Raw genomic sequence first — 21,208 nt, forward strand, 5'->3', positions numbered from 1 at the left:
CGCGAAGGGGTCAGTCCAGGCAACGCTTTACGCAGATTTGGCCATGATCAACCCAGTCTCGCTTGCTGCCTCCAGGCGGATCGCAATGAACTTCGACGTCGGCGTATGACTGCCATCCCCGGTGCTTTCCAGCGGCACCAGCGGATTCACTTCCGGGTAATAAGCCGCCGCTTGCCCCGCAGGAATATCAAACGCCAGCAAGGTAAAGCCCTTCACCCGACGCTCACGGCCATCGTCCCAGATCGACACGATGTCGGCCTTCTGTCCCGGGCGGAAGCCCAGACGAATGATGTCGGCCTCGTTGGCGAACAACACATCACGCTGGCCCTTGACCCCACGGTAACGGTCGTCGAGGCCATAGATCGTGGTGTTGTACTGATCGTGGGAGCGCATCGATTGCAGGATCAGATCCGGCAGTTGCCCGGTGGCGCGGGTACGCTCGTGCACCAGATCCTTGGGCAGCATGTTTGCGCGGAAATTGGCCCGGCCCGACGGGGTGTTCCACTTGCGTGCACCGGCACTGTTGCCGAGGTAGAAACCGCCCGGGTTCTTGACCTTTTCGTTGAAGTCCTTGAAGCCCGGAATGGTATCGGCGATCAGGTCGCGGATGCGCCGGTAATCGGCCACCAGCCAGTTCCAGTCCACCGGTTTGCTGCCCAGCGTGGCGGCGGCGATGCCGGCGATGATCGCCGGTTCCGAGCGCATCTGGTTCGACAGCGGCTGCAGCTGGCCATTTGAGGCATGGACCATACTGAACGAGTCCTCCACGGTGACCGCTTGCGGGCCTTCGGCCTGGATATCGATGTCGGTTCGACCCAGGCACGGCAGGATCAGTGCGTCTTTACCGTGGGCCAGGTGGCTGCGGTTGAGCTTGGTGCTGATCTGCACCGTGAGGTCGCAGTTGCTCAGCGCCGCGAAGGTACGCGGGCTGTCCGGCGTGGCCTGGGCGAAGTTGCCGCCCAGACCGATGAAGACCTTGGCGCGGCCCTCGGCCATGGCGTGAATCGCCTCGACCACGTTGTGCCCGTTGTCACGCGGCACCTTAAACTGGAAACGCCGCTCAAGGGAATCGAGGAACGCCACCGGCGGACGCTCGTTGATGCCCATGGTGCGGTCGCCCTGCACGTTACTGTGACCGCGCACCGGACACAGGCCGGCGCCCGGCTTGCCGACGTTGCCGCGCAGCAACATCAGGTTGGCGATTTCCTGGATGGTCGGCACCGAATGGCGATGCTGAGTGATACCCATCGCCCAGCACATGATGACGTTCTTGCCTTTGGCGTACATGCGCGCCGCTTGCTCGATCTCCACCAGAGTCAGGCCGGACTGCGCGACGATCTGCTCCCACGGCGTGTCATCGACCACGCCGAGATACTCCAGCACGTTGGCGCTGTGCGCATTGAGGAAGTCATGATCGAACACTGCCGGCGTGCCGGCCTTCTGCGCATCGCGCTCCCACTGCAAGAGGAACTTGGCCATGCCGCGCAGCACCGCCATGTCGCCGCCCAGTGCCGGACGGAAGTACGCGGTGTTGGTCGGCTTGTCGCCGTTGGTGAGCATTTCGATCGGGTGCTGCGGGTGCTGGAAACGTTCCAGGCCACGTTCTTTCAGCGGGTTGATGCACACTACTTGCGCGCCGCGCTTCACCGCTTCACGCAGGGGTTCGAGCATCCGCGGATGGTTGGTGCCGGGGTTCTGGCCCCAGACGAAAATCGCGTCGGCGTGTTCGAAGTCGTCGAAAGTCACGGTGCCTTTGCCGACGCCAACGCTCTGCGCCAACGCCACACCGCTGGCCTCGTGGCACATGTTTGAGCAGTCGGGGAAGTTGTTGGTGCCGTAGGCGCGCACGAACAGCTGATACAGGTACGCCGCTTCGTTGCTGGCACGGCCCGAGGTGTAGAACTCGGCTTGATCCGGACTCGACAGCGCTTGCAGGTGTTTGCCGATCATTGCAAAGGCATCGTCCCAGGCGATGGGTTTGTAGCGGTCGGTCTCGGCGTCGTAGACCATCGGCTCGGTCAGGCGGCCCTGGTATTCAAGCCAGTAGTCGCTCTGCTCCAGCAACGAAGTGACGCTGTGTTTGGCGAAGAACTTGCCGTCCACCCGGCGTTTCGTCGCTTCCCAGTTCACCGCTTTGGCGCCGTTCTCGCAGAACTTGACCATGCCGCTCTCCGGCGAATCGCCCCAGGCGCAGCCCGGGCAGTCGAAGCCGCCGTTCTGGTTGGTCTTGAGCATCATGCGCAGGTTTTTCAACGCGTTGTCGCTGGTCAACCAGGCTTGGGCCACGCTGATCAGCGCACCCCAGCCGCCGGCTGCACCTTTGTAAGGTTTGTAGCGCGGGACAGGTTTCTGGTCGGCTTGATGATGTTGGCTCACGCTTGATTCTCCATCGCTGGGCTGTAGACCCGCGGCGCATTCTTCTGCGGCAGGTGGATGAGATTGAGGTTGTGGCGACGGGCCCATTGCACGGCAAGGCCCGTGGGCGCGGACAGGCTGACCAGAGTCTGGATGCCGGCGCGTAAAACTTTCTGGATCAATTCGAGACTGCAACGGCTGGTGACAATCGCCAGACCGCCTTCTGTGGAAATCTTCTGGCGGATCAGCCCGCCGATCAGTTTGTCGAGGGCGTTGTGCCGGCCGATGTCTTCACGGCCCAGCAACAGTTCACCGCTGGCGTTCATGAACACCGCCGCGTGGACCGCGCCGCAGTGCTGACCGAGCGGCTGGAACGCGCCGATGCGCTGGCGCAGACCGTCGAGCCAGGCAGCGGGCGGCAACGGTGCGCCGGGCAACACCTTGAGGTCAGGCAAGGCCTGTTCCACCGCCTCGACGCCGCACAGCCCGCAACCGCTGGTGCCGGCCAGTTGTCGGCGCTGTTGCTTGAGGTTCCAGAACGCGCGGTTGGCGATGGTCACCTGCGCGTATTGCGCCGAGCCCGCGCCGGTCAGTTGCAGGTCATAAATGTCGCTGGCGTCTTCGATGATGCCGCTGCCAAGGCTGAAACCGACGATGAAATCTTCCAGATCCGTCGGCGTCACCAGCATCACCGCCTGACTGATGCCGTTGTAGGCGATCGCCAACGCGACTTCCTCGGCGAGCGCGGTGCTGGCCGATTCCACGAGGGGCAGATCGCTGTAGCTGTAGGTCTGGCTGGCGGCGGGCGCGGGCGTTTCGAGTGCAGGCGCCGCGCAAGTTGGGCGCTTGGCGTTCATGGCATCACCGACGGATTGATCAACGCTAAGACTAGGCGCGGCAACTTGTCGCGTCTAATCGGTACTGTCGATCTATTGATAGATGGCGTCGATCAAGCGGCTGCCGGGTCATTGGTCGGCCCGGAACCGGGTTGGTCTGGTGTGGTCTAGGCTTGGACGTCTGGAATCCCAATCAAGGAGTGTGCGCTATGAGTCTGTTGAGCTTTGTGAAAGAAGCCGGTGAAAAGCTGATCGACCTGCTGACCCCGGGTAATGCCAATGCCAGCGAGCAGTTGAAGGAACATATCGACAAGGTCGGTCTGGGCAACCCAAATGTTCAGGCGACTGTGGACGGCGACAAAGTCACGGTTAAGGGTGAAGTCGCGAGTCAGGAGGAGAAAGAAAAAATTCTTCTGACTTTGGGCAACATTGCCGGGATTGGCAGTGTTGACGACCAGATTACGGTGACAGGGCCAGTAGTGGTGGCTGCGGAATTTGTCGAGGTGAAGGCAGGTGACACGCTCAGTGCGATCTCTCTGCGGGTTTATGGCAATGCCAACCAGTACCAGAAAATCTTCGACGCCAACAAACCGATGCTCAAGGATGTGAACAAGATCTATCCGGGCCAGAAGCTTCGTATTCCGAAGTAATAACCACGCTGTGGCGAGGGAGCTTGCTCCCGTTCGGCTGCGCAGCAGTCGTGAACATTTGGGACAGCTTCACGGCCCATCGGGAGCAAGCTCCCTCGCCACAGTGATGTTGCTAGAGTCCCCGAATCAAATCGCGGTAGTCTTCAACCGCCGCAAACTCGGCGGTGTCCTTCGGCCCCTTGCGACTGTCCGGCTCTTTCACCGCCAACAAATGCGTCACGCCAAACTCCCGCGCACTACGCAGAATCGGCAACGTATCGTCGATGAAAAGACTGCGTGCCGGATCAAAATCGATATCCGCCTGCAAGGCATCCCAGAACTGCGGGTTCTCCTTGGGATAACCGTAATCGTGGGAGCTGATCAGCCGCTCGAAGTACGGCGCCAGTTCGATCCGTTCCAGTTTCAGTGAGAGGGAATCGCGGTGGGCGTTGGTGATCATGATCACCCGTTTGCCGGCTTTTTTGATCGCCTGCAGAAAGGTGTCTGCATCCGGACGCAGCGCGATCAGGTGCGCGGTTTCCAGTTTGAGTTCACGCACCGAGAGCTTCAGTTCGGCACTCCAGAAATCCAGGCAGTACCACTGCAGTTGCCCGGCATGGCGCTCGAACAGCGGCTGCAACTCCATGTCGGCCATGGCCCGGCTCACCCCGTGCAGTTCGGCGTAGCGTTGCGGCAGGTGTTCCAGCCAGAAATGGTTGTCGAAGTGCAGATCCAGCAACGTACCGTCCATGTCCAGCAGGACGGTATCGATGTCAGACCACGGTAAAGAAGGCATGGCAACGTCTCGAGCGGTAGAAAGATATCCGACACAAACAATCGGGAAAGCCGCGTTATAGTAGCGCGTTCACGCCAAGGAGCTTTGCATGCGCCAGAAACCCACTGTACTCGCCCGCGAGATTGTCGCCACCAGTCGTCTGTTTTGCGTCGAAGAACTGAAGCTGCGTTTTTCCAATGGCGTGGAACGCACTTACGAGCGTCTGGTCGGCAAAGGCGCGGGTTATGGCGCGGTGATGATTGTGGCGATGCTCGACAGCGAACACGCGGTGCTGGTCGAGGAATACTGCGGCGGCACTGACGAGTACGAACTGTCCCTGCCCAAAGGCTTGATCGAGCCGGGTGAAGATGTGCTGGCAGCGGCCGAGCGCGAACTCAAGGAGGAGGCCGGTTTCGGCGCGCGCCAGCTGGAACATCTGACCGAGTTGTCGCTGTCGCCCGGTTACATGAGCCAGAAGATCCAGGTGGTGTTGGCCACCGATTTGTACGAGGAGCGTCTGGAGGGCGACGAGCCGGAGCCGATGCGCGTCGACAAGGTCAACCTGCGTGAACTGGCGGCGCTGGCGCAAAACCCGCAGTTTACCGAAGGCCGTGCCCTGGCGGCGCTGTATCTGGCGCGTGATCTGCTGACGCAGCGCGGGTTCTTTCAGTCATGAGTGAGATGTCGATGAAGTTTTCCCATCCGTTGATGGCGCCGGTGGTTGAGCTGGCGTTGCAGGCTGGCGAGGCGATTCTGCCGTTCTGGCGCTCTGGCGTGGAGGTCACCGCCAAGTCCGATGATTCACCGGTGACCGCAGCGGACATGGCCGCGCACCATGTCATCGTCGCCGGGCTGACCGCGCTGGACTCCAGTATTCCGATTCTGTCCGAGGAAGACGCCAACATTGCGCAGAGCGTGCGCGCCGGGTGGCAGCGCTGGTGGCTGGTGGATCCGCTGGATGGCACCAAGGAGTTCATCAGCGGCAGTGAAGAATTTACCGTGAACATCGCCCTGATCGAAAACGGGCGGGTGGTGTTTGGCGTGGTCACGATGCCGACCAATGGCCGCTTCTATGTCGGCGGTGCCGCTCTCGGCGCGTGGCGTGGGGACAAAGGTGGTTCGCCGGTGGCGATTCAGGTGCGTGACGTGCTCGCGCCCGGTGAAGCGTTCACCGTGGTGGCGAGCCGTCGGCACTCGAGTCCGGAGCAAGAGCGGCTGCTTGCCGGTCTGAGCGCCAGTTTGGGCGAGTTGCAACTGGCAAACATCGGCAGTTCGTTGAAGTTTTGTCTGTTGGCCGAAGGGGCGGCGGATTGCTACCCAAGACTGGCGCCGACGTCGCAATGGGATACCGCTGCGGCGCAGGGCGTGCTCGAAGGTGCTGGCGGCGAAGTGTTGGATCTGCGGGGCGAAGCGTTCTGTTATCCGGCGCGGGAATCGCTGCTCAATGAGTTCTTTCTGGCGTTGCCGGCGAAGGCGGCGTGGCGTTCAAGATTGCTGGAACTGGCTCGGGGGTAAGTGGGCGGATTCTCGATTCCCCTCACCCCAGCCCTTTCCCGGAGGGAGAGGGGGCCGATTGGGGGATGCTGGTGAGGTTCACCGACTTGAGCCAGTTCTACTGAATCCATAATCGCTGCCGATCTTTCAGGTCGATGCCTGACGCAAGACGCCTCGGTCAGTCCCTTCTCCCTCCGGGAGAGGGTTAGGGTGAGGGGCTGTTGACGTTCAGCGGTGCAGAACGTATTGCCCGCTGAACGTCACTGCATTCTCATCACTGCCGGCGTTGACGATTCGCGTATTGAGCGTCAACCGTGCGCGCCCATAACGCTGATACATCGCCAGAAACTTCTTCCAGACCGCCGCTTCCGGTGGCGGACAAATCGCTGTGGCATCATCGGTCACGGGCAGCGGATAACTGATCTGGCCTTCCTGAATCACGATGTGCCCGTCGTCGATGCCTTCTTCCTTCAGGCGCAAATGCAGCCAGCCCCAGCCCGCCAGCACCGCGCCACAATAGAGGCTGCCGCCGAACATGGTGCTTTTGTGATTGACGTTCGGCTCCAGCGGCAGGTGCAGGCTCAACTGCTGCTCGTGCCAGGCGAGGACCTTGAGGCCCATCTCGCGGGTCAGGGGAATGTCGTGATGCAGCACCGACTCCAGATAGCGACTGTCGCGGCTCATTCGGCTTCGTCTCCATGGGCGTTACTGTCGGCGAAATTCAAGCCGTGCTTGCGCAGTTTGTCGTGCAGGGTCTTGCGCGGAATACCCAGGGCTTCGGCGAGGCTGCGCACCGAACTGTGCGAGCGCGCCAGCTCGGCGGCAATCAACGACTTCTCGAAGTTTTCCACTTGCTCGCTCAGGCCACCACTGATGACTTCCACGCTGGTGCCGCCGCCTTCGTTTCCACTGTTATCCAGCGCCAGTTCCAGACCGAGGGCGAAGCGCTCGGCAGCGTTCTGCAGTTCGCGCACATTGCCCGGCCAGGTGTGGCGCAGCAGCAATGCGCGTTGCGCCGGTTGCAGTTCGTGAGGCGGCAAACCGTGGCGGGCGCTGGCTTCATCGGCGTAATGCTGGAACAACACCAGCGCGTCCTCGCCGCGTTCGCGCAGTGGCGGAATGCGCAGCGGTGCAACGTTCAGGCGGTAATACAAGTCGGCGCGGAATCGTCCCTGATCAGCGGCTTGACGCAGGTCTTCCTTGGTCGCGGCGATGACGCGGATGTCCAGCGGGATCAGCTGATTACCACCCAGACGTTCGACCACGCGCTCTTGCAGCATGCGCAGCAGTTTCACCTGCACGTCCATGCTCATGCTTTCGATTTCATCGAGGAACAGCGTGCCGCCGTTGGCGAATTCGAACTTGCCGATCCGGCGTTTCTGCGCGCCGGTAAACGCGCCTGGCTCATGCCCGAACAGCTCACTTTCGACCACCGATTCGGCCAGCGCCCCGGCGTTGATCGCCACGAACGGGCCGTTGCGCCGGCTCGACAAATCGTGCAGCGCACGGGCCACGACCTCTTTGCCAGCGCCGGTTTCACCGAGGATCAACACATCCGCCTTGGTCGCCGCCAGCGCGCCGATCTGCTCGCGCAGGCGCAGCATCGGCGCCGAGTGGCCGACCAGTCGTGCGCTCAGTTCGTTGCGATCGCTCAGGGCCAGGCGCAGGCTGCGGTTGTCCAGCACCAGCCGGCGCAGAGCCAGGGCGCGGCGCACGCTGTCGAGCAGCGCGTCGCTGGCGAACGGCTTTTCCAGAAAGTCATAGGCGCCGGCACGCATCGCCTGCACCGCCAACGGCACGTCGCCGTGGCCGGTGATCAGCAGCACCGGCAGCTCCGGATCCTGAGCGTGCAATTCGCTTAACAGTTCCAGGCCGTCCATGCCCGGCATGCGGATGTCGCTGACCACCACGCCGGGCCAGTCACGCTCCAGTTGCCCGGCCAGACCTTTGGCTTCGGACAGCGGAAGGATTTTCAGCCCGGCCAGGTCCAGGGTCTGGCCGAGGGCCTGACGCAGGTGCGGATCGTCGTCGATCAACACCACCTGAATGCGATTGTCGATGGTCATGCACTTCGATCCTCGGACGGTTGCAGGCTGACCCCAGGCGCGCCGGCGCGCAGCCGCAGGGTGATCAAGGCGCCGCCTTGCTTGTGGTTGGCGAACGACAGTTCACCGCCGAAGGCGCGCATCAGGGTTTCACAGATGGCCAGCCCCAGGCCAAGGCCCTGAGTGCGGGTCTTGGTGGTGTAGAAGGGCTCGCTGGCGCGGCCGAGGGCTTCCATGCAAAAGCCCGGGCCGTTGTCGCGAATGTACAGATTGACGCCCTCGGCCGTGGATTCGGCACTCAGCCACAGTTTGCGCGGCGGGCCTTTTTCGGTCAGCGCATCGAGGGCGTTGGCCAGCAGATTGCCGAGCACTTGGCGCAGACGGGTTTCCCCGGCCTCGACCCACAGCGTGGCGGCGGGCAGATCGCGGATCAGTTCGACTTCCATACTGCGGCGCCGTTTGGCCAGCAACGCCAGCGCATCGTCCAGCGCCGGTTGCAGGGCCACGCTTTCCGGGGCATGGCGGTCGCGGCGGGCGAAGGCACGCAGGTGGGCGATGATCGAGGCCATGCGCCCGGTCAGTTCGCTGATCAGTTTGAGGTTGCCGCGAGCATCGTCGGTGCGTTGATGATCGAGCAGTACTTCGGCGTTTTCCGCATAGCTGCGAATCGCCGCCAGCGGCTGATTGAGTTCGTGGCTGATACTCGCCGACATCGTGCCCAGCGCCGAGAGTTTGCCAGCCTGCACCAGATCGTCCTGAGCGCGCACCAGTTCCTGCTGGGCCTGTTCGCGCTCCAGCACTTCCTGCTTGAGTCGGCGGTTGAGGCCTTCCAGATCGCTGGTCCGCTCGGCCACCCGACCTTCCAGTTCACGACGGGCCTTGGCTTCAAAGGCGATGCGTTCCAGATAATGCCGACGGCGCTGCATCATCAGCCCCAGCAACAGCATCACCACCAACAGCGTGGCGCCGCCGATTGCGACCACGGTGCGCACCGGACGATCGATCAGCGTGCGCGGGGCAAGAATACTGACGCTCCAGCCGGTTTCGGCGATATCGACGGTTTGGGTCAGCCAGGCGCTGTCGCTGAGGTTCAGCGGACGTGGCTCGCGGGTCGGATAGGGCAGGATGGCGGTGATCGCCGAGCGCTCGGTGTCGCTCAAAATGCGGGTTGAACGAAAGCGCCATTCCGGGCGCGAGGTGAGAATCACCACGCCGTTGTGGTCGGTCACCAACAGTTGTTCCGGGGTTTTGCCCCACAGGCTTTCGGTGTGATCGAGGTCGACTTTGATCACCAGCACGCCGATGATTTTTTCGCCGTTGCGCACTGCGGCGGCGAAGAAATAACCGCGTTTGGCCGAAGTGGTGCCGAGGCCGAAGAAACGCCCCAGACGTCCGGCCATCGCTTCGCTGAAATACGGACGGAAAGCGAAATTGCGCCCGACGAAGCTGTCGTGTTTGTCCCAGTTCGACGCCGCGAGAGTCTGGCCGCTGGTGTCCATCAGGTACATGACCTCGGCGCCGGTCTGTGCGGCGATGTTTTTCAGCAGGCGATTGGCGTTGCCCTGGGTGACACCGTCGTCCGGTGCACCGAGCACGGCGCGCAGGGCCGGCAGGTCGCCGAGGATCTGCGGCAACACTTCATAGCGGTGCAGGGTGCCCAGCAGGTTGGCGACGTAGAGGTCGAGGGTCTGGCGGTTTTGTCCGGCCAGTTCACTGCGGTAATAGCGCTCGGCCAGATGCTCCAGCGGCCACAGTAGCGGCGCCAGGCACAGCGCCAGCAGGGCGAGGCTGCGCCAGCGGGGTCTGCGGGGAAGGGTAGGTTTCATGAGCCGGATGCGCCTGAGTGAACAGGCGCATTATGCCTAGGCTCAGGCGAAGACGTCAGCGTCCTTGAGCAGTGCGCCGACCTGATCCTTGGCCGACAGCTTCGGCGCTTCGTCCAGTTGCCAGTCGATGCCCAGAGCCGGGTCGTCCCAGCGAATGCTGCGTTCGGACGATGGATCGTAGTAGTTGGTAGTCTTGTAGAGGAATTCGGCGAACTCGCTCAGCACCACGAAACCATGGGCAAAGCCTTCCGGAACCCACAGTTGACGGTGGTTCTCGGCCGACAGGCGTACAGCAACCCACTTGCCGAAGTGCGGCGAGCTGCGACGGATGTCCACGGCTACATCGAGCACTTCGCCGGCGGTCACCCGAACCAGTTTGCCCTGGGTATTTTGCAGCTGGTAATGCAGGCCGCGCAGCACGCCTTTCTGCGAGCGCGAATGGTTGTCCTGAACGAATTGAGTGTCCAGACCGGTTGCATCCTGGAACGCCTTGGCATTGAAACTCTCGTAGAAGAAGCCGCGCTCGTCACCAAATACCTTGGGTTCGATGATCAGAACACCGGGCAGATCGGTGGTGATTACATTCATGAGGTTTTTCCAGATAGGGGTGAATGGCCGACATTCTTGCGCAAAGTGCCGGCGGATGCGAGCGCTTGAATATCTCCGGTCGGGGGTTGCGCATCCACTGCAGCAATGGCGATATAGGCACCTGATAAAATCTCAGGGGTCGTCCCATGCCGCTCGCCACGTTGATTCATCGCGCCAGTTTGCCCAGCCCGCAGGTTTCTGAAGCGCAGGCCCGGCAGTGGTTGGCCGAGCATTACGGGCTCAGCGGCACGCTACAGGCGCTGGGCAGTCAGCAGGACCTGAATTATCGGGTCGACAGTGAGCGTGGGCGCTTTGTCCTGAAAATCTGCCGCGGCGATTATGCACTTGTGGAGTTGCAGGCTCAGCATGCAGGCCTCAAGTACCTTGCCGAGCATTCGTCGGTGCACGTGCCCAAAGTGGTCCCGGCCAGTAACGGCGAGGATCTGTTGTCGCTGGAAGCCGACGGCGAGCCGGTGCACGTGCGGTTGCTGGATTACATCGAAGGCCAGCCGCTGACCCATCTTGAGCATTTGGGCCATGACGTGGTGGCCGGATTCGGTCGGTTGTGTGGCGAGATGGACCTGGCCCTGGCCGGCTTCGATCACCCGGGCCTTCAGCGCACGCTGCAATGGGACGCCCGCCACGCCAGTGCGCTGATCAGCCATCTGCTGCCGGTGATTCAGGATGAGCGCCAGCGCACCTTGATCGCGCATGCCGCCGAACAGGCCGAACGTCGCTTGCAGCCGTTGCAGGACAAGCTGCCGGTGCAGGCGATCCACATGGACATCACCGACGATAACGCTGTCTGGCAACGCGATGCCAAGCGTCATTGGCAATTGCAGGGCGTGATCGACTTCGGTGATCTGGTGCGCACCTGGCGTATCACCGATCTGTCGGTGACGTGCGCGGCGCTGCTGCACCATGCCGGCGGTGATCCGTTTGTGATTCTGCCGGCGGTGCAGGCCTATCACGCGGTCAATCCGCTGCAACACGAAGAGTTGCAGGCGCTGTGGCCATTGATTGTGGCGCGGGCGGCGGTGCTGGTGCTCAGTGGCGAGCAACAGGTCAGCATCGACCCGGGCAATACCTATAGCCGCGACAACCTTGGCCACGAATGGGAAATTTTCCACGTGGCCACTTCTGTACCCCTGGCGCTGATGGAAGCGGCGATCCTCACGTCAGTCGGCCAGCGTCTGCCGACGGTCGGCAGCGAGGGTTTTGCGCCACTGTTGCCAGAGCTGGTCGGGCGCGAATTTGCGCTGATCGACCTTGGTGTCCTAAGTCCGCATTTCGAGGCGGGCAACTGGGAGCAGGAGGGTATCGATCAACGACTGCTCACTGAAGCCGCGGCCGCGCATGGCCTGGCGGCCAGTCGTTACGGGCAATATCGCTTGTCGCAGACGCGAGTAGACAGTGCCGTCGAACCGGAGACTTTCCCGCTGCACGTTGAGTTGCGCGTGCCGCAGGGCTCGGCGGTGGAAGCGCCGTTTGCCGGTGTGCTGCATCACGCGGCGGATGGTGTGTTGCAACTCGACGGACCGCAGCTCAGCGTGCGGCTGAGGGGCGTGAACGCCTCGCTGCACAGCGGCGCGGCGCTGGTCAAAGGTCAGGTGCTGGGTGCGGTCAGCGGCCCGTTGATTGTGCAGGTGAGCCGCGTTGCATCGCTGGATGCGCCGTTGTTCTGCAGCCCTTCGCGCGCTGCGGCGTGGCAGGCGTTGTGCCCGTCGCCGGCAGCACTGCTGGGGCTGTCCTGCGATGCCGAGCCGGAGCTGGATGCGAAAACCTTGCTCGAACGACGCGATGCCAGTTTCGCCCGCACGCAAAAACATTATTACGTCGACCCGCCGCGCATCGAGCGTGGCTGGCGCAATCACCTGATCGACATGCAGGGCCGTTCCTACCTCGACATGCTCAACAACGTCGCGGTGCTCGGCCATGGTCATCCGCGCATGGCCCAGGTGGCGGCGCGGCAGTGGTCGCTGCTCAACACCAACTCGCGCTTCAACTATGCGGCGGTGGCGCAGTTCTCCGAACGCTTGCTGAAGCTGGCGCCGGAAGGCATGGATCGGGTGTTTCTGGTCAACAGTGGCAGCGAGGCCAACGACCTGGCGATCCGTCTGGCGTGGGCCTACAGCGGCGGGCGCGACATGCTCAGCGTGCTGGAGGCTTATCACGGCTGGACGGTCGGCGCTGATGCGGTGTCGACCTCGGTTGCCGACAACCCGCGCGCGCTGGAAAGCCGCCCGGACTGGGTGCACCCGGTGACCGCGCCGAATACCTACCGTGGCGAGTTTCGCGGCCTCGATTCGGCGCCGGACTATGTGCGCAGCGTCGAAGCGCAACTGGCGCATATCGCCGCGCAGGAGCGCCAATTGGCCGGTTTCATCTGTGAACCGGTGTACGGCAACGCCGGCGGAATTTCCCTGCCGCCCGGTTATCTGAAGCAGGTTTACGCATTGGTGCGGGCCCAGGGCGGGGTGTGCATCGCCGACGAAGTCCAGGTCGGTTACGGGCGCATGGGTCACTTTTTCTGGGGCTTCGAAGAGCAGGGCGTGGTGCCGGACATCATCACCATGGCCAAGGGCATGGGCAACGGCCAGCCGCTCGGCGCCGTTATTACGCGTCGGGAAATCGCCGAGGCGCTGGAAGCTGAAGGCTATTTCTTCTCGTCGGCCGGCGGCAGTCCGGTGAGCTGCCAGGTCGGTATGGCGGTGCTGGATGTCATGGAAGAAGAAAAGCTCTGGGAAAACGCCCAGGTGGTTGGCGGGCATTTCAAGACGCGGCTCGAGGCGTTGATCGATAAACATCCGCTGGTCGGCGCGGTGCATGGTTCCGGGTTCTATCTGGGGGTAGAGCTGATCCGCAACCGCGAGACGCTGGAGCCGGCCACCGAGGAGACCACGTTGTTGTGCGATCGCCTGCGCGAGCTGGGGATCTTCATGCAACCGACCGGGGATGACCTGAACATTCTCAAGATCAAACCGCCGATGGTCACCTCGCGGCGCAGCGTCGACTTCTTTGTCGACATGCTGGATCGGGTACTCGAAGAAGGTTTGTAAACGCTGCTTTTGTGGGAGCGGGCTTGCTCGCGAATACGGTTCTTCATTCAAAGGTGATATCGACGGATGTGCCGCCTTCGCGAGCAAGCCCGCTCCCACATGGGGGGCAGTGCTAATTCGATTTGTATCGGTATTTAACTGTTTTTTTTAGACGAGCGTCATTTTAAAGCATTTAAAATACGATATTTATCGGTTATAAAGTCGCCATCGCTTTGTAACCCTTCGACGGTTCCCTGGAGTCCTGATCCGATGACCACTTTGAAAAGTACCCCGCGTGACGATGGCTTCTACATGCCGGCCGAGTGGGCGCCGCAGACCCAGACCTGGATGATCTGGCCTGAGCGTCCGGACAACTGGCGCCTGGGTGGCAAGCCGGCGCAGGCCGCGCACGTTGCAGTGGCCAAGGCCATCGCCCGTTTTGAACCGGTGACGGTTGCCGTGTCGGCCGGTCAGTACGAGAACGCACGCGCACGTCTCGACGTGCCGAATATCCGCGTGGTCGAGATGTCCAGCGATGATGCCTGGGTACGTGATACCGGCCCGACGTTCGTCATCAACAACAGCGGCGAAGTGCGCGGTGTGAACTGGGACTTCAACTCATGGGGTGGTTTTGAAGGCGGTCTGTATTCGCCGTGGAACCGTGATTCGCAGGTCGGTGGCAAGATTCTCGAAATCGAGCGCAGCCCGCGTTATCGCACCGAAGGTTTTGTGCTTGAAGGCGGTTCGATTCACGTCGACGGCGAAGGCACGCTGATCACTACTGAAGAGTGCCTGCTCAATCACAACCGCAACCCGCACCTGGGCCGCGAAGAGATCGAAGCGGTGCTTCGCGACAATCTGTCTGTGGATAAGATCATCTGGCTGCCGGATGGCCTGTTCAACGACGAAACCGACGGTCATGTGGATAACTTCTGCTGCTACGTGCGCCCGGGCGAAGTGCTGCTGGCGTGGACCGACGATCCGCAGGATCCGAACTACCCGCGCTGCCAGGCCGCAATGAACGTGCTGCAAAGCAGCACCGACGCCAAGGGGCGCCCGTTCACGGTGCACAAGATGCCGATTCCGGGGCCGCTGTACGCGACCGAAGAGGAGTGCGCCGGTGTCGATCCGGTCGACGGTACGCAGGAGCGCAACCCTTCCGTGCGTCTGGCCGGTTCCTACGTGAACTTCCTGATCGTCAACGGCGGCATCATCGCGCCGAGCTTCGACGATCCGATGGACGCGCCTGCGCGGGAAATCCTGCAGAAGCTGTTCCCGCAACACGAAGTGGTGATGGTGCCGGGCCGTGAACTGTTACTGGGCGGCGGCAATATCCACTGCCTTACCCAACAACAGCCAGCCCCGCACAAAGAGTGAGTTGAGACGTAACAGCTTGAGTTGATTCATAAATCGGCCAGGCAAAGATTAGCTTGCTACACATTCAAACAAGCCCGCGGCCCTGTTGGACCGCGGGCTTGTTTGTATCCGCCTGTCGACAAATCGGAAACCTTGGCATAGCTCTTGTATCGGACAAAGTGCACTAGGGAGAGGGGGGAACTTCAACAGTTCTGTCATATACCTTGGATAACGTAGCCGCTCACGAACGGGGAGAGAGCGCTGAAATGAACGCCGAAGTGAACGTAGTCAGCGAGCGGACTTTGCATCCCATGGCCGTCAACGGCGAATCGCTCCAGATTGTCGCGCACTTTTTGAAGTCCAATGGAACGCGTCAGATCAGGGAACCTGATCCGCGCCGGATGATGATCGAGCGCTACCCCGCTGGCCTGTTCAGCGAGGCCGAACTGGAAGCGTTATGGGCTGTAATGGAAGGATAAGAAGAACAACAAGGATTGGTAAAAGCGCTGCCGGGATGGCGGCGCTTTTTTATGCACGATGGAAACCATTGCGAACATTGAACCTGTGGGAGGGGGCTTGCTCCCGAATGCGGTAAGTCAGTGACGATGATGTTGCCTGATTCGACGCCTTCGGGAGCAAGCCCCCTCCCACAGGATTTGTGTGAAATCAGAAGCTGTAAGTACCGGTCATCACCACACTGCGCGGTGCGCCTGGCTGGATCTGAAATTGGCTGGTGGCCGAGGCGTAATACTCGCGGTCGGTGATGTTGTTCAGTGCCGCGCGCAAGTCCCAGTCCTTGAAACGGTAGCCGACCAGCGCATCCCAGCGGCCGTAACCCGGCAGCACGGTGGTGTTGGCGTTGTCGGCATAACGCTGGCCGACCAGGGTCAGACCGGTTTCGCCGTACCAGCCCATCTCCGGTTTCCAGGTCAGAAACAGGCTGCCGTTGTGTTTGGCCACGTTGTTGACGCGTTTACCTTCCAGGCCGTTGTTATCCTTTTCGATGGTGGTGTCCTGCACGCCGACGCCACCGCGCATGTACCAGTTGCCGACCAGTTTGCCGGTGGCGGTCAGCTCCACACCCCGTGAGCGCTGAAGACCGGTCATGACGGTCAGGGTCGGATCGTTCGGGTCGCTGGTGCGGCGGTTGTAGAGTTCCAGGTCGTAGACCGCCAGCGTGGTGCTCAAGCGATCATCCAGCCAGTCGCTTTTCACGCCGATTTCTTTCTGTTTGGTCAGCTCCGGACTCAAGTCGTTGCTATTGCCGGCAGCCCCCGGGGTGATGCCGATCAGGCCGCCGCCAACGGGCGAGAAGGTCTTCGACCACGAGGCATAGAACGAATGATTCTGCAGTGGCGTCCAGACAATCCCGAAGCGTGGACTGGTGCTGTGGCTGTCGCGATCCTCAGTGAGGTTCTTGAGCTGGTTGGTCGACTCGATATCGAACGTGTCGTAGCGCAAGCCGGCCAGAAGTTGCCATTGATCGTTCAGACGCAACTGATCCTGCACGTACACCGCGCGGCTTTCGACTTCGGTGTGGCTGTCGCTGAACACCTGCATGCTGCCGGTGTGACGGAGCTCGCGGTTGGGGTTGAACAGGTCGAGCGATGGCACCGGTTGTGCGCCTGGGGTCTTGCCAGTCGCGGCGTTGTACAACTTCGGATCACGGCGCTGGCTGCCGATCTCGACGCCGGTCAGCAGGCGATGCTCAAGACCAAAGGTATCGAAACCGCCTTCCAGCTCAAGGTTGTTGTAGACGTTGCGGGTGGTCAGATTCTGCTGCCAGTGCTGGCGCGCGACCTTGTTGGTTTTCGGATCGAAGCTGGTCAGGTAGGTGTTGTCGAAATCGCTGTCGAGCTTGAACACGCCGAGGGTCTGGCGCAGCTGCCAGTTGTCGTTGATCTCGTAGGTGAGTTTCGAGCGCAGGGACTGCGCCTTGTCGTCGATGAAATCGTGATCGTTGCCGTAGGTGGTGTCGCGACCGACATCCGCCGGGCGGCCATTCACACCGGGAATGCCGCGATCCGGTGTGCGGTTGTAGCGGCTGTATTCGTATTGCACCAGCCAGTTCAAGTCTGGGGTCAGTTGCCAGCTCATCGACGGCGCGAACAGCTGGCGGTTGCCACTGACGCCGTCGCGGAAGCTGTTTTCATCCATGTTGCCCATGTTCAGGCGCAGGCTGAGGTTTTCGCTGGGGTCGGTGCTTAGGTCGGCGTACAGGCTGCGCAGGTCGTCGCTGCCGCCTTGGGCCTCGATGGTCGAACGACGACCGAACTCGGGCAGCTTGCTCACGCGGTTGACGATCCCGCCCTGGCTGCCACGGCCGTAAAGTACCGCCGCCGGACCTTTGAGCACTTCGACCCGCTCGATGTTGTGCAGGTCGCGCTTGTACTGGCTGTCGTCGCGAATGCCGTCCAGATAGAAGTCGTTGCTGGCGTCGAAGCCGCGGATACGCAGACTGTCGAAGCGCGTGTCGGCGCTGCTGCTGACGTTGGGAATCCCGCTCAGGGCGTCACCGATGTCATTGGTGCCGTAGTCGGCGACGTTCGTGGTCTTGATCGAGTCGATGGCCTGCGGCACGTAACGCACCGGGGTCGAGGTGCGAGTCGCGGTGTTGCTGATCTTGACGCGCGGGTCCTCGGCTTGTTCTTCGGCGCTGATCGCGGTGGCGGGCAGTTCGGTGGCGGAGTAAGCAAAACCGCTGGACAGAAAGGCAGACAATCCAAGGGTGACAGGCGTGAGGCGGAACGGGGCAGGCATGGAAAAGCGCATCCGAAAGGGTAAGGAAATTCAAACGCGCGAATGGTAATGCTTTGCATTTGCTTCCGTAATTTATTCCTGAGAAGTTCCCCTGTCAGATTGTTTCAATTTATGTCGATTTCGATACATCCTGACCGGTCGATCCATTCGACCGATTCTCGAAACAGTCTGAGAGCCATTCCGGCGTTTTTCCCCAACACGCGTAGGAATAGTCTGCCGGCATCGAATTTTTCTACTTTGCTGCCGGAGTTCTCCCATGATCCTTCATTACATCTACGACCCATTGTGCGGCTGGTGCTATGGCGCCAAACCGTTGGTGCAAGCGGCGCAGCAAGTACTGCCGGTCGTCGCCCATGCGGGCGGAATGATGAGCGGCGCGAATCGCCAGCGCGTTTCGCCGCAACTGCGTGATTACGTCATGCCCCACGACCGGCGCATTGCCGAATACACCGGACAACCCTTTGGCGAAGCGTATTTCGAAGGTCTGCTGCGTGATCAATCGGCGGTTTTCGATTCGACGCCGCCGATTGCGGCGGTGATGGCGGCAGAGTCCATCGACGGTCGCGGTTTGCAGATGCTCGGACGTTTGCAGACGGCGCATTACGTGGAAGGACGGCGGATTGCCGATGAATCCGTACTGTTCGAACTCGCCCGTGAGTTGGGCTACACCCGTGACATCTTCGCGGCTGCGTTTAAATCCGTTGATACGACAGCGCATGTAAAAGCCAGCCGAGAACTCTTGGCACAACTGGGTGGCCAGGGATTTCCGACATTGGCGCTGGAGCGGGACGGGCAATTCACCTTGATCGACATCAGCCCCTGGCTTGGCAAACCGCAGGCCTTCGCCGACTGGTTGGGGCAAGCGGTTGTCACTGTTGAGTCGGGGCAATCCCCCGCGCAATGCGGTCTCGACGGTTGCGCGTAATCGCACTGGATTCACTGGCTGAGCGCATTTCCGAGCAATACGCTATCGCAAAATTTATGATTCTTAGACGATTTTTACCTATTTAAAGACGATTCTTGAAATTGACACATTATTGAGGGCGCGGCTACGATTCGGCCCAACGCCTGTGGCCAACCGCCATGACTCAAAAATAATAAAAGGGCCCGACACGGTTTTGCCGTGGGCGGGTCTTTTTGTTTCGGGGTGAAAAAAGAGTGCAATAGCGCCGTTTCAGCCGTTCGACACAGCGCGTTTCAACCCGTAATAAGGAAAACAAAATGTTGAACAAGCGAATCAGTCTGATCGCACTGGGGATGTTGAGTGCCACTTCGGCAATGGCTGACGGCCAAGCCGAATCCAAGGGTTTTGTAGAAGACAGCAGCCTCAAAGTGCTGCTGCGCAATGCCTATATCAATCGTGATTACAAAGATGGTAACCCGGACAAAGCCGAGTGGGGCCAGGCGGCCATCGGTACGTTCTCTTCCGGCTTCACCCAAGGCACCGTGGGTGTGGGTGTCGATGCTTTCGGTCTTTACGCACTGCGTCTGGATGGCGGCAAGGGCCGCAGCGGCGCCGGTGGTATCGACTTCTTCAAACAGGGTGACAGCGGCAATGCGGCTGACGACCTGTCCAAGGGTGGCGCTGCGGTCAAATTCCGCGTGTCCAACACCGTGCTGACCTACGGCGACCAGATGCCGGCCCTGCCGGTGCTGAACTACGACAACTCGCGTCTGCTGCCGGAAAGCTACACCGGTACCTTGATCACCTCCAAAGAGATCAAAGGCCTGCAACTGGACGCCGGTCGTTTCACCGCCGAATCGCGTAAAAGCGCTGAAGGCCGTGACAGCGGTGGTCTGAAGTCGATCAACGTGTTGGGCGGTAGCTACCAGTTCACCGAACAGTTCAAGGCGGCGTTGTACGCTTCCGACGTTGAAGACGTCATGAAGAAGCAGTACGTGAACGCCAACTACGTGTTCCCGATCGACAAGGATCAGTCCCTGACCCTGGACTTCAACGGCTATCGCACCAAGCTCGACAAGTCCTATGCCGACATCAAGAACACCGGCGGCCAGGACAACAAGATCTGGAGCCTGGCGGCCACATTCGCCACCGGCCCGCACTCGTTCACCGTGGCGCACCAGCGCAGTACCGGTGACAGCAATCTGGGTTATCCGTACGGCGGTTATCAGAACGATGGTCGTCGTCAGGGCGACGGTGGCAACACCATTTACCTGGCCAACTCGTACTGGTCGGACTTCAACGCTGAAGACGAGCGCAGCTGGCAACTGGGCTACGGCCTGGACTTCGGTGCCTTTGGCGTACCTGGCCTGAGCTACAACTTTGCTTACGTGCGTGGCGACAACATCACCACCGACACCAGCAGTGGCGGCACCGAGCGTGAGATCTTCAACCAGGTCAAATACGTCGTGCAAAGCGGTCCGGCGAAAGACCTTAGCGTGAAACTGCGCAGCTCGATTCTGCGCGTGTCGCAGAAATCCGCCGACTACAACAGCAGCGGCAACGAAGTGCGTGTGTTCGTGGACTACCCGATCAACATCTTCTGATGAACGATCCGGTGTAAGAAACATGAGAAAACCCCGACTGGCTCGGGGTTTTTTTTCGACGTCTTTTTCGCAAAAACCGTAAAAAACCCGTGTTTTTGTCACGTAAAAGTTGTTTTGAAGCGTCTTCAAGTACCGTTTCAAGCAGGGCTTTAAATGCCTGAAATTCTTTCTCATGGACGCAAATTCTCCACCTAATAGATTAGGCCGCTCAACGCAGCGGAGAATTTGGTAATGATCGTTTTGAACAGAGAAGTGGGCGAATCGCTACGGCGCGACAAATATGTCAACGTCCAGGGTGGTGACTTCAATCTCTACGGTCATTTTGCCGACTTCGTCAGACTGACCAAAAGTTGGGAAAACATGGAGCCAGACAGTTATTACGGTCAGGCCGAAGCCGGCATGCGTTACCGTCGTTACAGCGACTTCGAGTACAACCCGAAAACACGTGAATTGAAGCAACTCGAGCATCGCGCGTACGTGCAGTCGAAAGAGAACAACGCCTACGTGGGCGGTGTTGTGCGGCACTTTCAGGACTTCTCTGATGAAGTGATCACTTCGCCGGTAATGCGCAGCCTGATCGACACCGATTTTGAAGTGTACAAAAGCGTGTTGCCGGAAGAATTGCACGATGAGATTTGGCAGTGCCAGATTCATCAGATCCGCATCGAGATCAAACCCGGCAAGCAACTGGAAATCACCCCGGAAGGGATTCACTGCGACGGCTATCCGTTCAGTGGTGTGCACTTCTGGGGGCGCAACAACGTCGAGGGCGCGGAAAGCCGTTTGTACGATGTTCACGAGCATCAACTGGCGTCGACCACCTACAAGGAAATCCTCGACACCACGTACTTCCTTGATCGCGACATGCGCCATTACGTGACTCCGGCGCGCAACACCCACACGCATGCCATGGCGTACCGGCAGATTCTGGCGATTTCCTTCTCGCGGCCCGGGACCGCTTTCGACATTGTTCGCTAATCAGATCACCCCAATCGATG

17 protein-coding genes are annotated in these 21,208 nt (G+C 60.6%); 9 read left to right on the forward strand and 8 right to left on the reverse strand.

The features are described from left to right. Positions 1 to 27: 27 nt before the first annotated feature. On the reverse strand, positions 28 to 2,376 hold the full coding sequence (locus tag ACOYXI_RS20840; protein WP_210556834.1) for an FdhF/YdeP family oxidoreductase: 2,349 nt from the start codon (positions 2,374 to 2,376) through the stop codon (positions 28 to 30). Next, positions 2,373 to 3,212, reverse strand: coding sequence for a formate dehydrogenase accessory sulfurtransferase FdhD (fdhD, locus tag ACOYXI_RS20845; protein WP_047600939.1), 840 nt, complete (start codon positions 3,210 to 3,212; stop codon positions 2,373 to 2,375). Before fdhD ends, ACOYXI_RS20840 begins: the two co-directional genes overlap by 4 nt. 188 nt (positions 3,213 to 3,400) lie before the next feature. Here fdhD and lysM point away from each other — a divergent pair, with 188 nt between their 5' ends. Next, positions 3,401 to 3,841 (forward strand): peptidoglycan-binding protein LysM, encoded by a 441-nt coding sequence (lysM, locus tag ACOYXI_RS20850; RefSeq protein WP_098966705.1) that lies wholly within the window; start codon positions 3,401 to 3,403, stop codon positions 3,839 to 3,841. Between the two features lie 112 nt (positions 3,842 to 3,953). Here the strand turns inward: lysM and yrfG are convergent, their stop codons facing one another. Beyond that, positions 3,954 to 4,616: a GMP/IMP nucleotidase gene (yrfG, locus tag ACOYXI_RS20855; RefSeq protein ID WP_135294752.1), complete on the reverse strand. Its 663-nt coding sequence runs from the start codon at positions 4,614 to 4,616 to the stop codon at positions 3,954 to 3,956. 88 nt (positions 4,617 to 4,704) lie between these two features. Between yrfG and nudE the strand changes: the two genes are divergently transcribed. Together nudE and cysQ are read left to right on the forward strand one after the other, a co-directional pair. Beyond that, the gene (gene nudE, locus ACOYXI_RS20860) at positions 4,705 to 5,271 is read left to right on the forward strand and encodes an ADP compounds hydrolase NudE (protein WP_047600934.1); all 567 of its coding nucleotides are present in this window, start codon (positions 4,705 to 4,707) and stop codon (positions 5,269 to 5,271) included. A 5-nt stretch (positions 5,272 to 5,276) separates the two neighbouring features. Then, positions 5,277 to 6,110 carry a 3'(2'),5'-bisphosphate nucleotidase CysQ gene (gene cysQ / locus ACOYXI_RS20865; RefSeq protein WP_461675575.1) on the forward strand — a complete coding sequence of 278 codons (834 nt, stop codon included), beginning with the start codon at positions 5,277 to 5,279 and terminating at the stop codon, positions 6,108 to 6,110. Between the two features lie 207 nt (positions 6,111 to 6,317). Here the strand turns inward: cysQ and ACOYXI_RS20870 are convergent, their stop codons facing one another. The 4 genes from ACOYXI_RS20870 to rfbC are packed head-to-tail and all read right to left on the reverse strand — an operon-like array spanning position 6,318 to position 10,548. Beyond that, a complete protein-coding gene (locus tag ACOYXI_RS20870; RefSeq protein ID WP_134785197.1) occupies positions 6,318 to 6,773 on the reverse strand; it encodes a YiiD C-terminal domain-containing protein in 456 nt (151 codons plus the stop codon). Then, positions 6,770 to 8,155, reverse strand: coding sequence for a sigma-54-dependent transcriptional regulator (locus tag ACOYXI_RS20875; protein ID WP_097086920.1), 1,386 nt, complete (start codon positions 8,153 to 8,155; stop codon positions 6,770 to 6,772). The genes ACOYXI_RS20870 and ACOYXI_RS20875 overlap by 4 nt, the downstream gene beginning before the upstream one ends. Beyond that, complete coding sequence (locus tag ACOYXI_RS20880) at positions 8,152 to 9,960, reverse strand: sensor histidine kinase (protein WP_027611227.1); 1,809 nt, start codon at positions 9,958 to 9,960, stop codon at positions 8,152 to 8,154. Before ACOYXI_RS20880 ends, ACOYXI_RS20875 begins: the two co-directional genes overlap by 4 nt. Positions 9,961 to 10,002: 42 nt before the next feature. Next, the gene (rfbC, locus tag ACOYXI_RS20885; RefSeq protein ID WP_103368291.1) at positions 10,003 to 10,548 is read right to left on the reverse strand and encodes a dTDP-4-dehydrorhamnose 3,5-epimerase; all 546 of its coding nucleotides are present in this window, start codon (positions 10,546 to 10,548) and stop codon (positions 10,003 to 10,005) included. A 146-nt stretch (positions 10,549 to 10,694) separates the two neighbouring features. On the opposite strand from rfbC, the gene ACOYXI_RS20890 reads away from it, so the two are divergent. The 3 genes from ACOYXI_RS20890 to ACOYXI_RS20900 all read left to right on the forward strand — a co-directional run bounded on the left by ACOYXI_RS20890 (position 10,695) and on the right by ACOYXI_RS20900 (position 15,421). Then, complete coding sequence (locus ACOYXI_RS20890) at positions 10,695 to 13,607, forward strand: aminotransferase (RefSeq protein ID WP_461675248.1); 2,913 nt, start codon at positions 10,695 to 10,697, stop codon at positions 13,605 to 13,607. Between the two features lie 249 nt (positions 13,608 to 13,856). Continuing rightward, positions 13,857 to 14,963: an agmatine deiminase gene (aguA, locus tag ACOYXI_RS20895; protein ID WP_007961848.1), complete on the forward strand. Its 1,107-nt coding sequence runs from the start codon at positions 13,857 to 13,859 to the stop codon at positions 14,961 to 14,963. 245 nt (positions 14,964 to 15,208) lie between these two features. After that, positions 15,209 to 15,421, forward strand: a complete 213-nt coding sequence (locus ACOYXI_RS20900; RefSeq protein ID WP_007961849.1) for a hypothetical protein — start codon at positions 15,209 to 15,211, stop codon at positions 15,419 to 15,421. A 187-nt stretch (positions 15,422 to 15,608) separates the two neighbouring features. Here the strand turns inward: ACOYXI_RS20900 and ACOYXI_RS20905 are convergent, their stop codons facing one another. Continuing rightward, entirely contained in the window at positions 15,609 to 17,702 is a 2,094-nt protein-coding gene (locus ACOYXI_RS20905; RefSeq protein WP_134785200.1) for a TonB-dependent receptor, read from the reverse strand. A 256-nt stretch (positions 17,703 to 17,958) separates the two neighbouring features. Here ACOYXI_RS20905 and ACOYXI_RS20910 point away from each other — a divergent pair, with 256 nt between their 5' ends. From ACOYXI_RS20910 to ACOYXI_RS20920, 3 genes are all read left to right on the forward strand, one after another. Next, complete coding sequence (locus ACOYXI_RS20910; protein ID WP_134785201.1) at positions 17,959 to 18,627, forward strand: DsbA family protein; 669 nt, start codon at positions 17,959 to 17,961, stop codon at positions 18,625 to 18,627. 296 nt (positions 18,628 to 18,923) lie between these two features. Beyond that, the gene (locus ACOYXI_RS20915) at positions 18,924 to 20,210 is read left to right on the forward strand and encodes an OprD family porin (protein WP_027611233.1); all 1,287 of its coding nucleotides are present in this window, start codon (positions 18,924 to 18,926) and stop codon (positions 20,208 to 20,210) included. Between the two features lie 231 nt (positions 20,211 to 20,441). Beyond that, positions 20,442 to 21,188: a 2OG-Fe dioxygenase family protein gene (locus tag ACOYXI_RS20920; protein WP_003220699.1), complete on the forward strand. Its 747-nt coding sequence runs from the start codon at positions 20,442 to 20,444 to the stop codon at positions 21,186 to 21,188. Positions 21,189 to 21,208 lie beyond the last annotated feature (20 nt).

The organism is Pseudomonas sp. G3-19 (assembly GCF_054855875.1).

Coding starts and splice junctions, on each gene's coding strand:
- ACOYXI_RS20910 (WP_134785201.1), top strand. CDS start 17,959: ATGATCCTTCATTACATCTACGACCCATTGTGCGGCTGGTGCTATGGC.
- ACOYXI_RS20870 (WP_134785197.1), bottom strand. CDS start 6,773: ATGAGCCGCGACAGTCGCTATCTGGAGTCGGTGCTGCATCACGACATT.
- ACOYXI_RS20915 (WP_027611233.1), top strand. CDS start 18,924: ATGTTGAACAAGCGAATCAGTCTGATCGCACTGGGGATGTTGAGTGCC.
- cysQ (WP_461675575.1), top strand. CDS start 5,277: ATGTCGATGAAGTTTTCCCATCCGTTGATGGCGCCGGTGGTTGAGCTG.
- ACOYXI_RS20875 (WP_097086920.1), bottom strand. CDS start 8,155: ATGACCATCGACAATCGCATTCAGGTGGTGTTGATCGACGACGATCCG.
- lysM (WP_098966705.1), top strand. CDS start 3,401: ATGAGTCTGTTGAGCTTTGTGAAAGAAGCCGGTGAAAAGCTGATCGAC.
- ACOYXI_RS20880 (WP_027611227.1), bottom strand. CDS start 9,960: ATGAAACCTACCCTTCCCCGCAGACCCCGCTGGCGCAGCCTCGCCCTG.
- ACOYXI_RS20905 (WP_134785200.1), bottom strand. CDS start 17,702: ATGCCTGCCCCGTTCCGCCTCACGCCTGTCACCCTTGGATTGTCTGCC.
- fdhD (WP_047600939.1), bottom strand. CDS start 3,212: ATGAACGCCAAGCGCCCAACTTGCGCGGCGCCTGCACTCGAAACGCCC.
- ACOYXI_RS20890 (WP_461675248.1), top strand. CDS start 10,695: ATGCCGCTCGCCACGTTGATTCATCGCGCCAGTTTGCCCAGCCCGCAG.
- ACOYXI_RS20900 (WP_007961849.1), top strand. CDS start 15,209: ATGAACGCCGAAGTGAACGTAGTCAGCGAGCGGACTTTGCATCCCATG.
- nudE (WP_047600934.1), top strand. CDS start 4,705: ATGCGCCAGAAACCCACTGTACTCGCCCGCGAGATTGTCGCCACCAGT.
- aguA (WP_007961848.1), top strand. CDS start 13,857: ATGACCACTTTGAAAAGTACCCCGCGTGACGATGGCTTCTACATGCCG.
- yrfG (WP_135294752.1), bottom strand. CDS start 4,616: ATGCCTTCTTTACCGTGGTCTGACATCGATACCGTCCTGCTGGACATG.
- rfbC (WP_103368291.1), bottom strand. CDS start 10,548: ATGAATGTAATCACCACCGATCTGCCCGGTGTTCTGATCATCGAACCC.
- ACOYXI_RS20920 (WP_003220699.1), top strand. CDS start 20,442: ATGATCGTTTTGAACAGAGAAGTGGGCGAATCGCTACGGCGCGACAAA.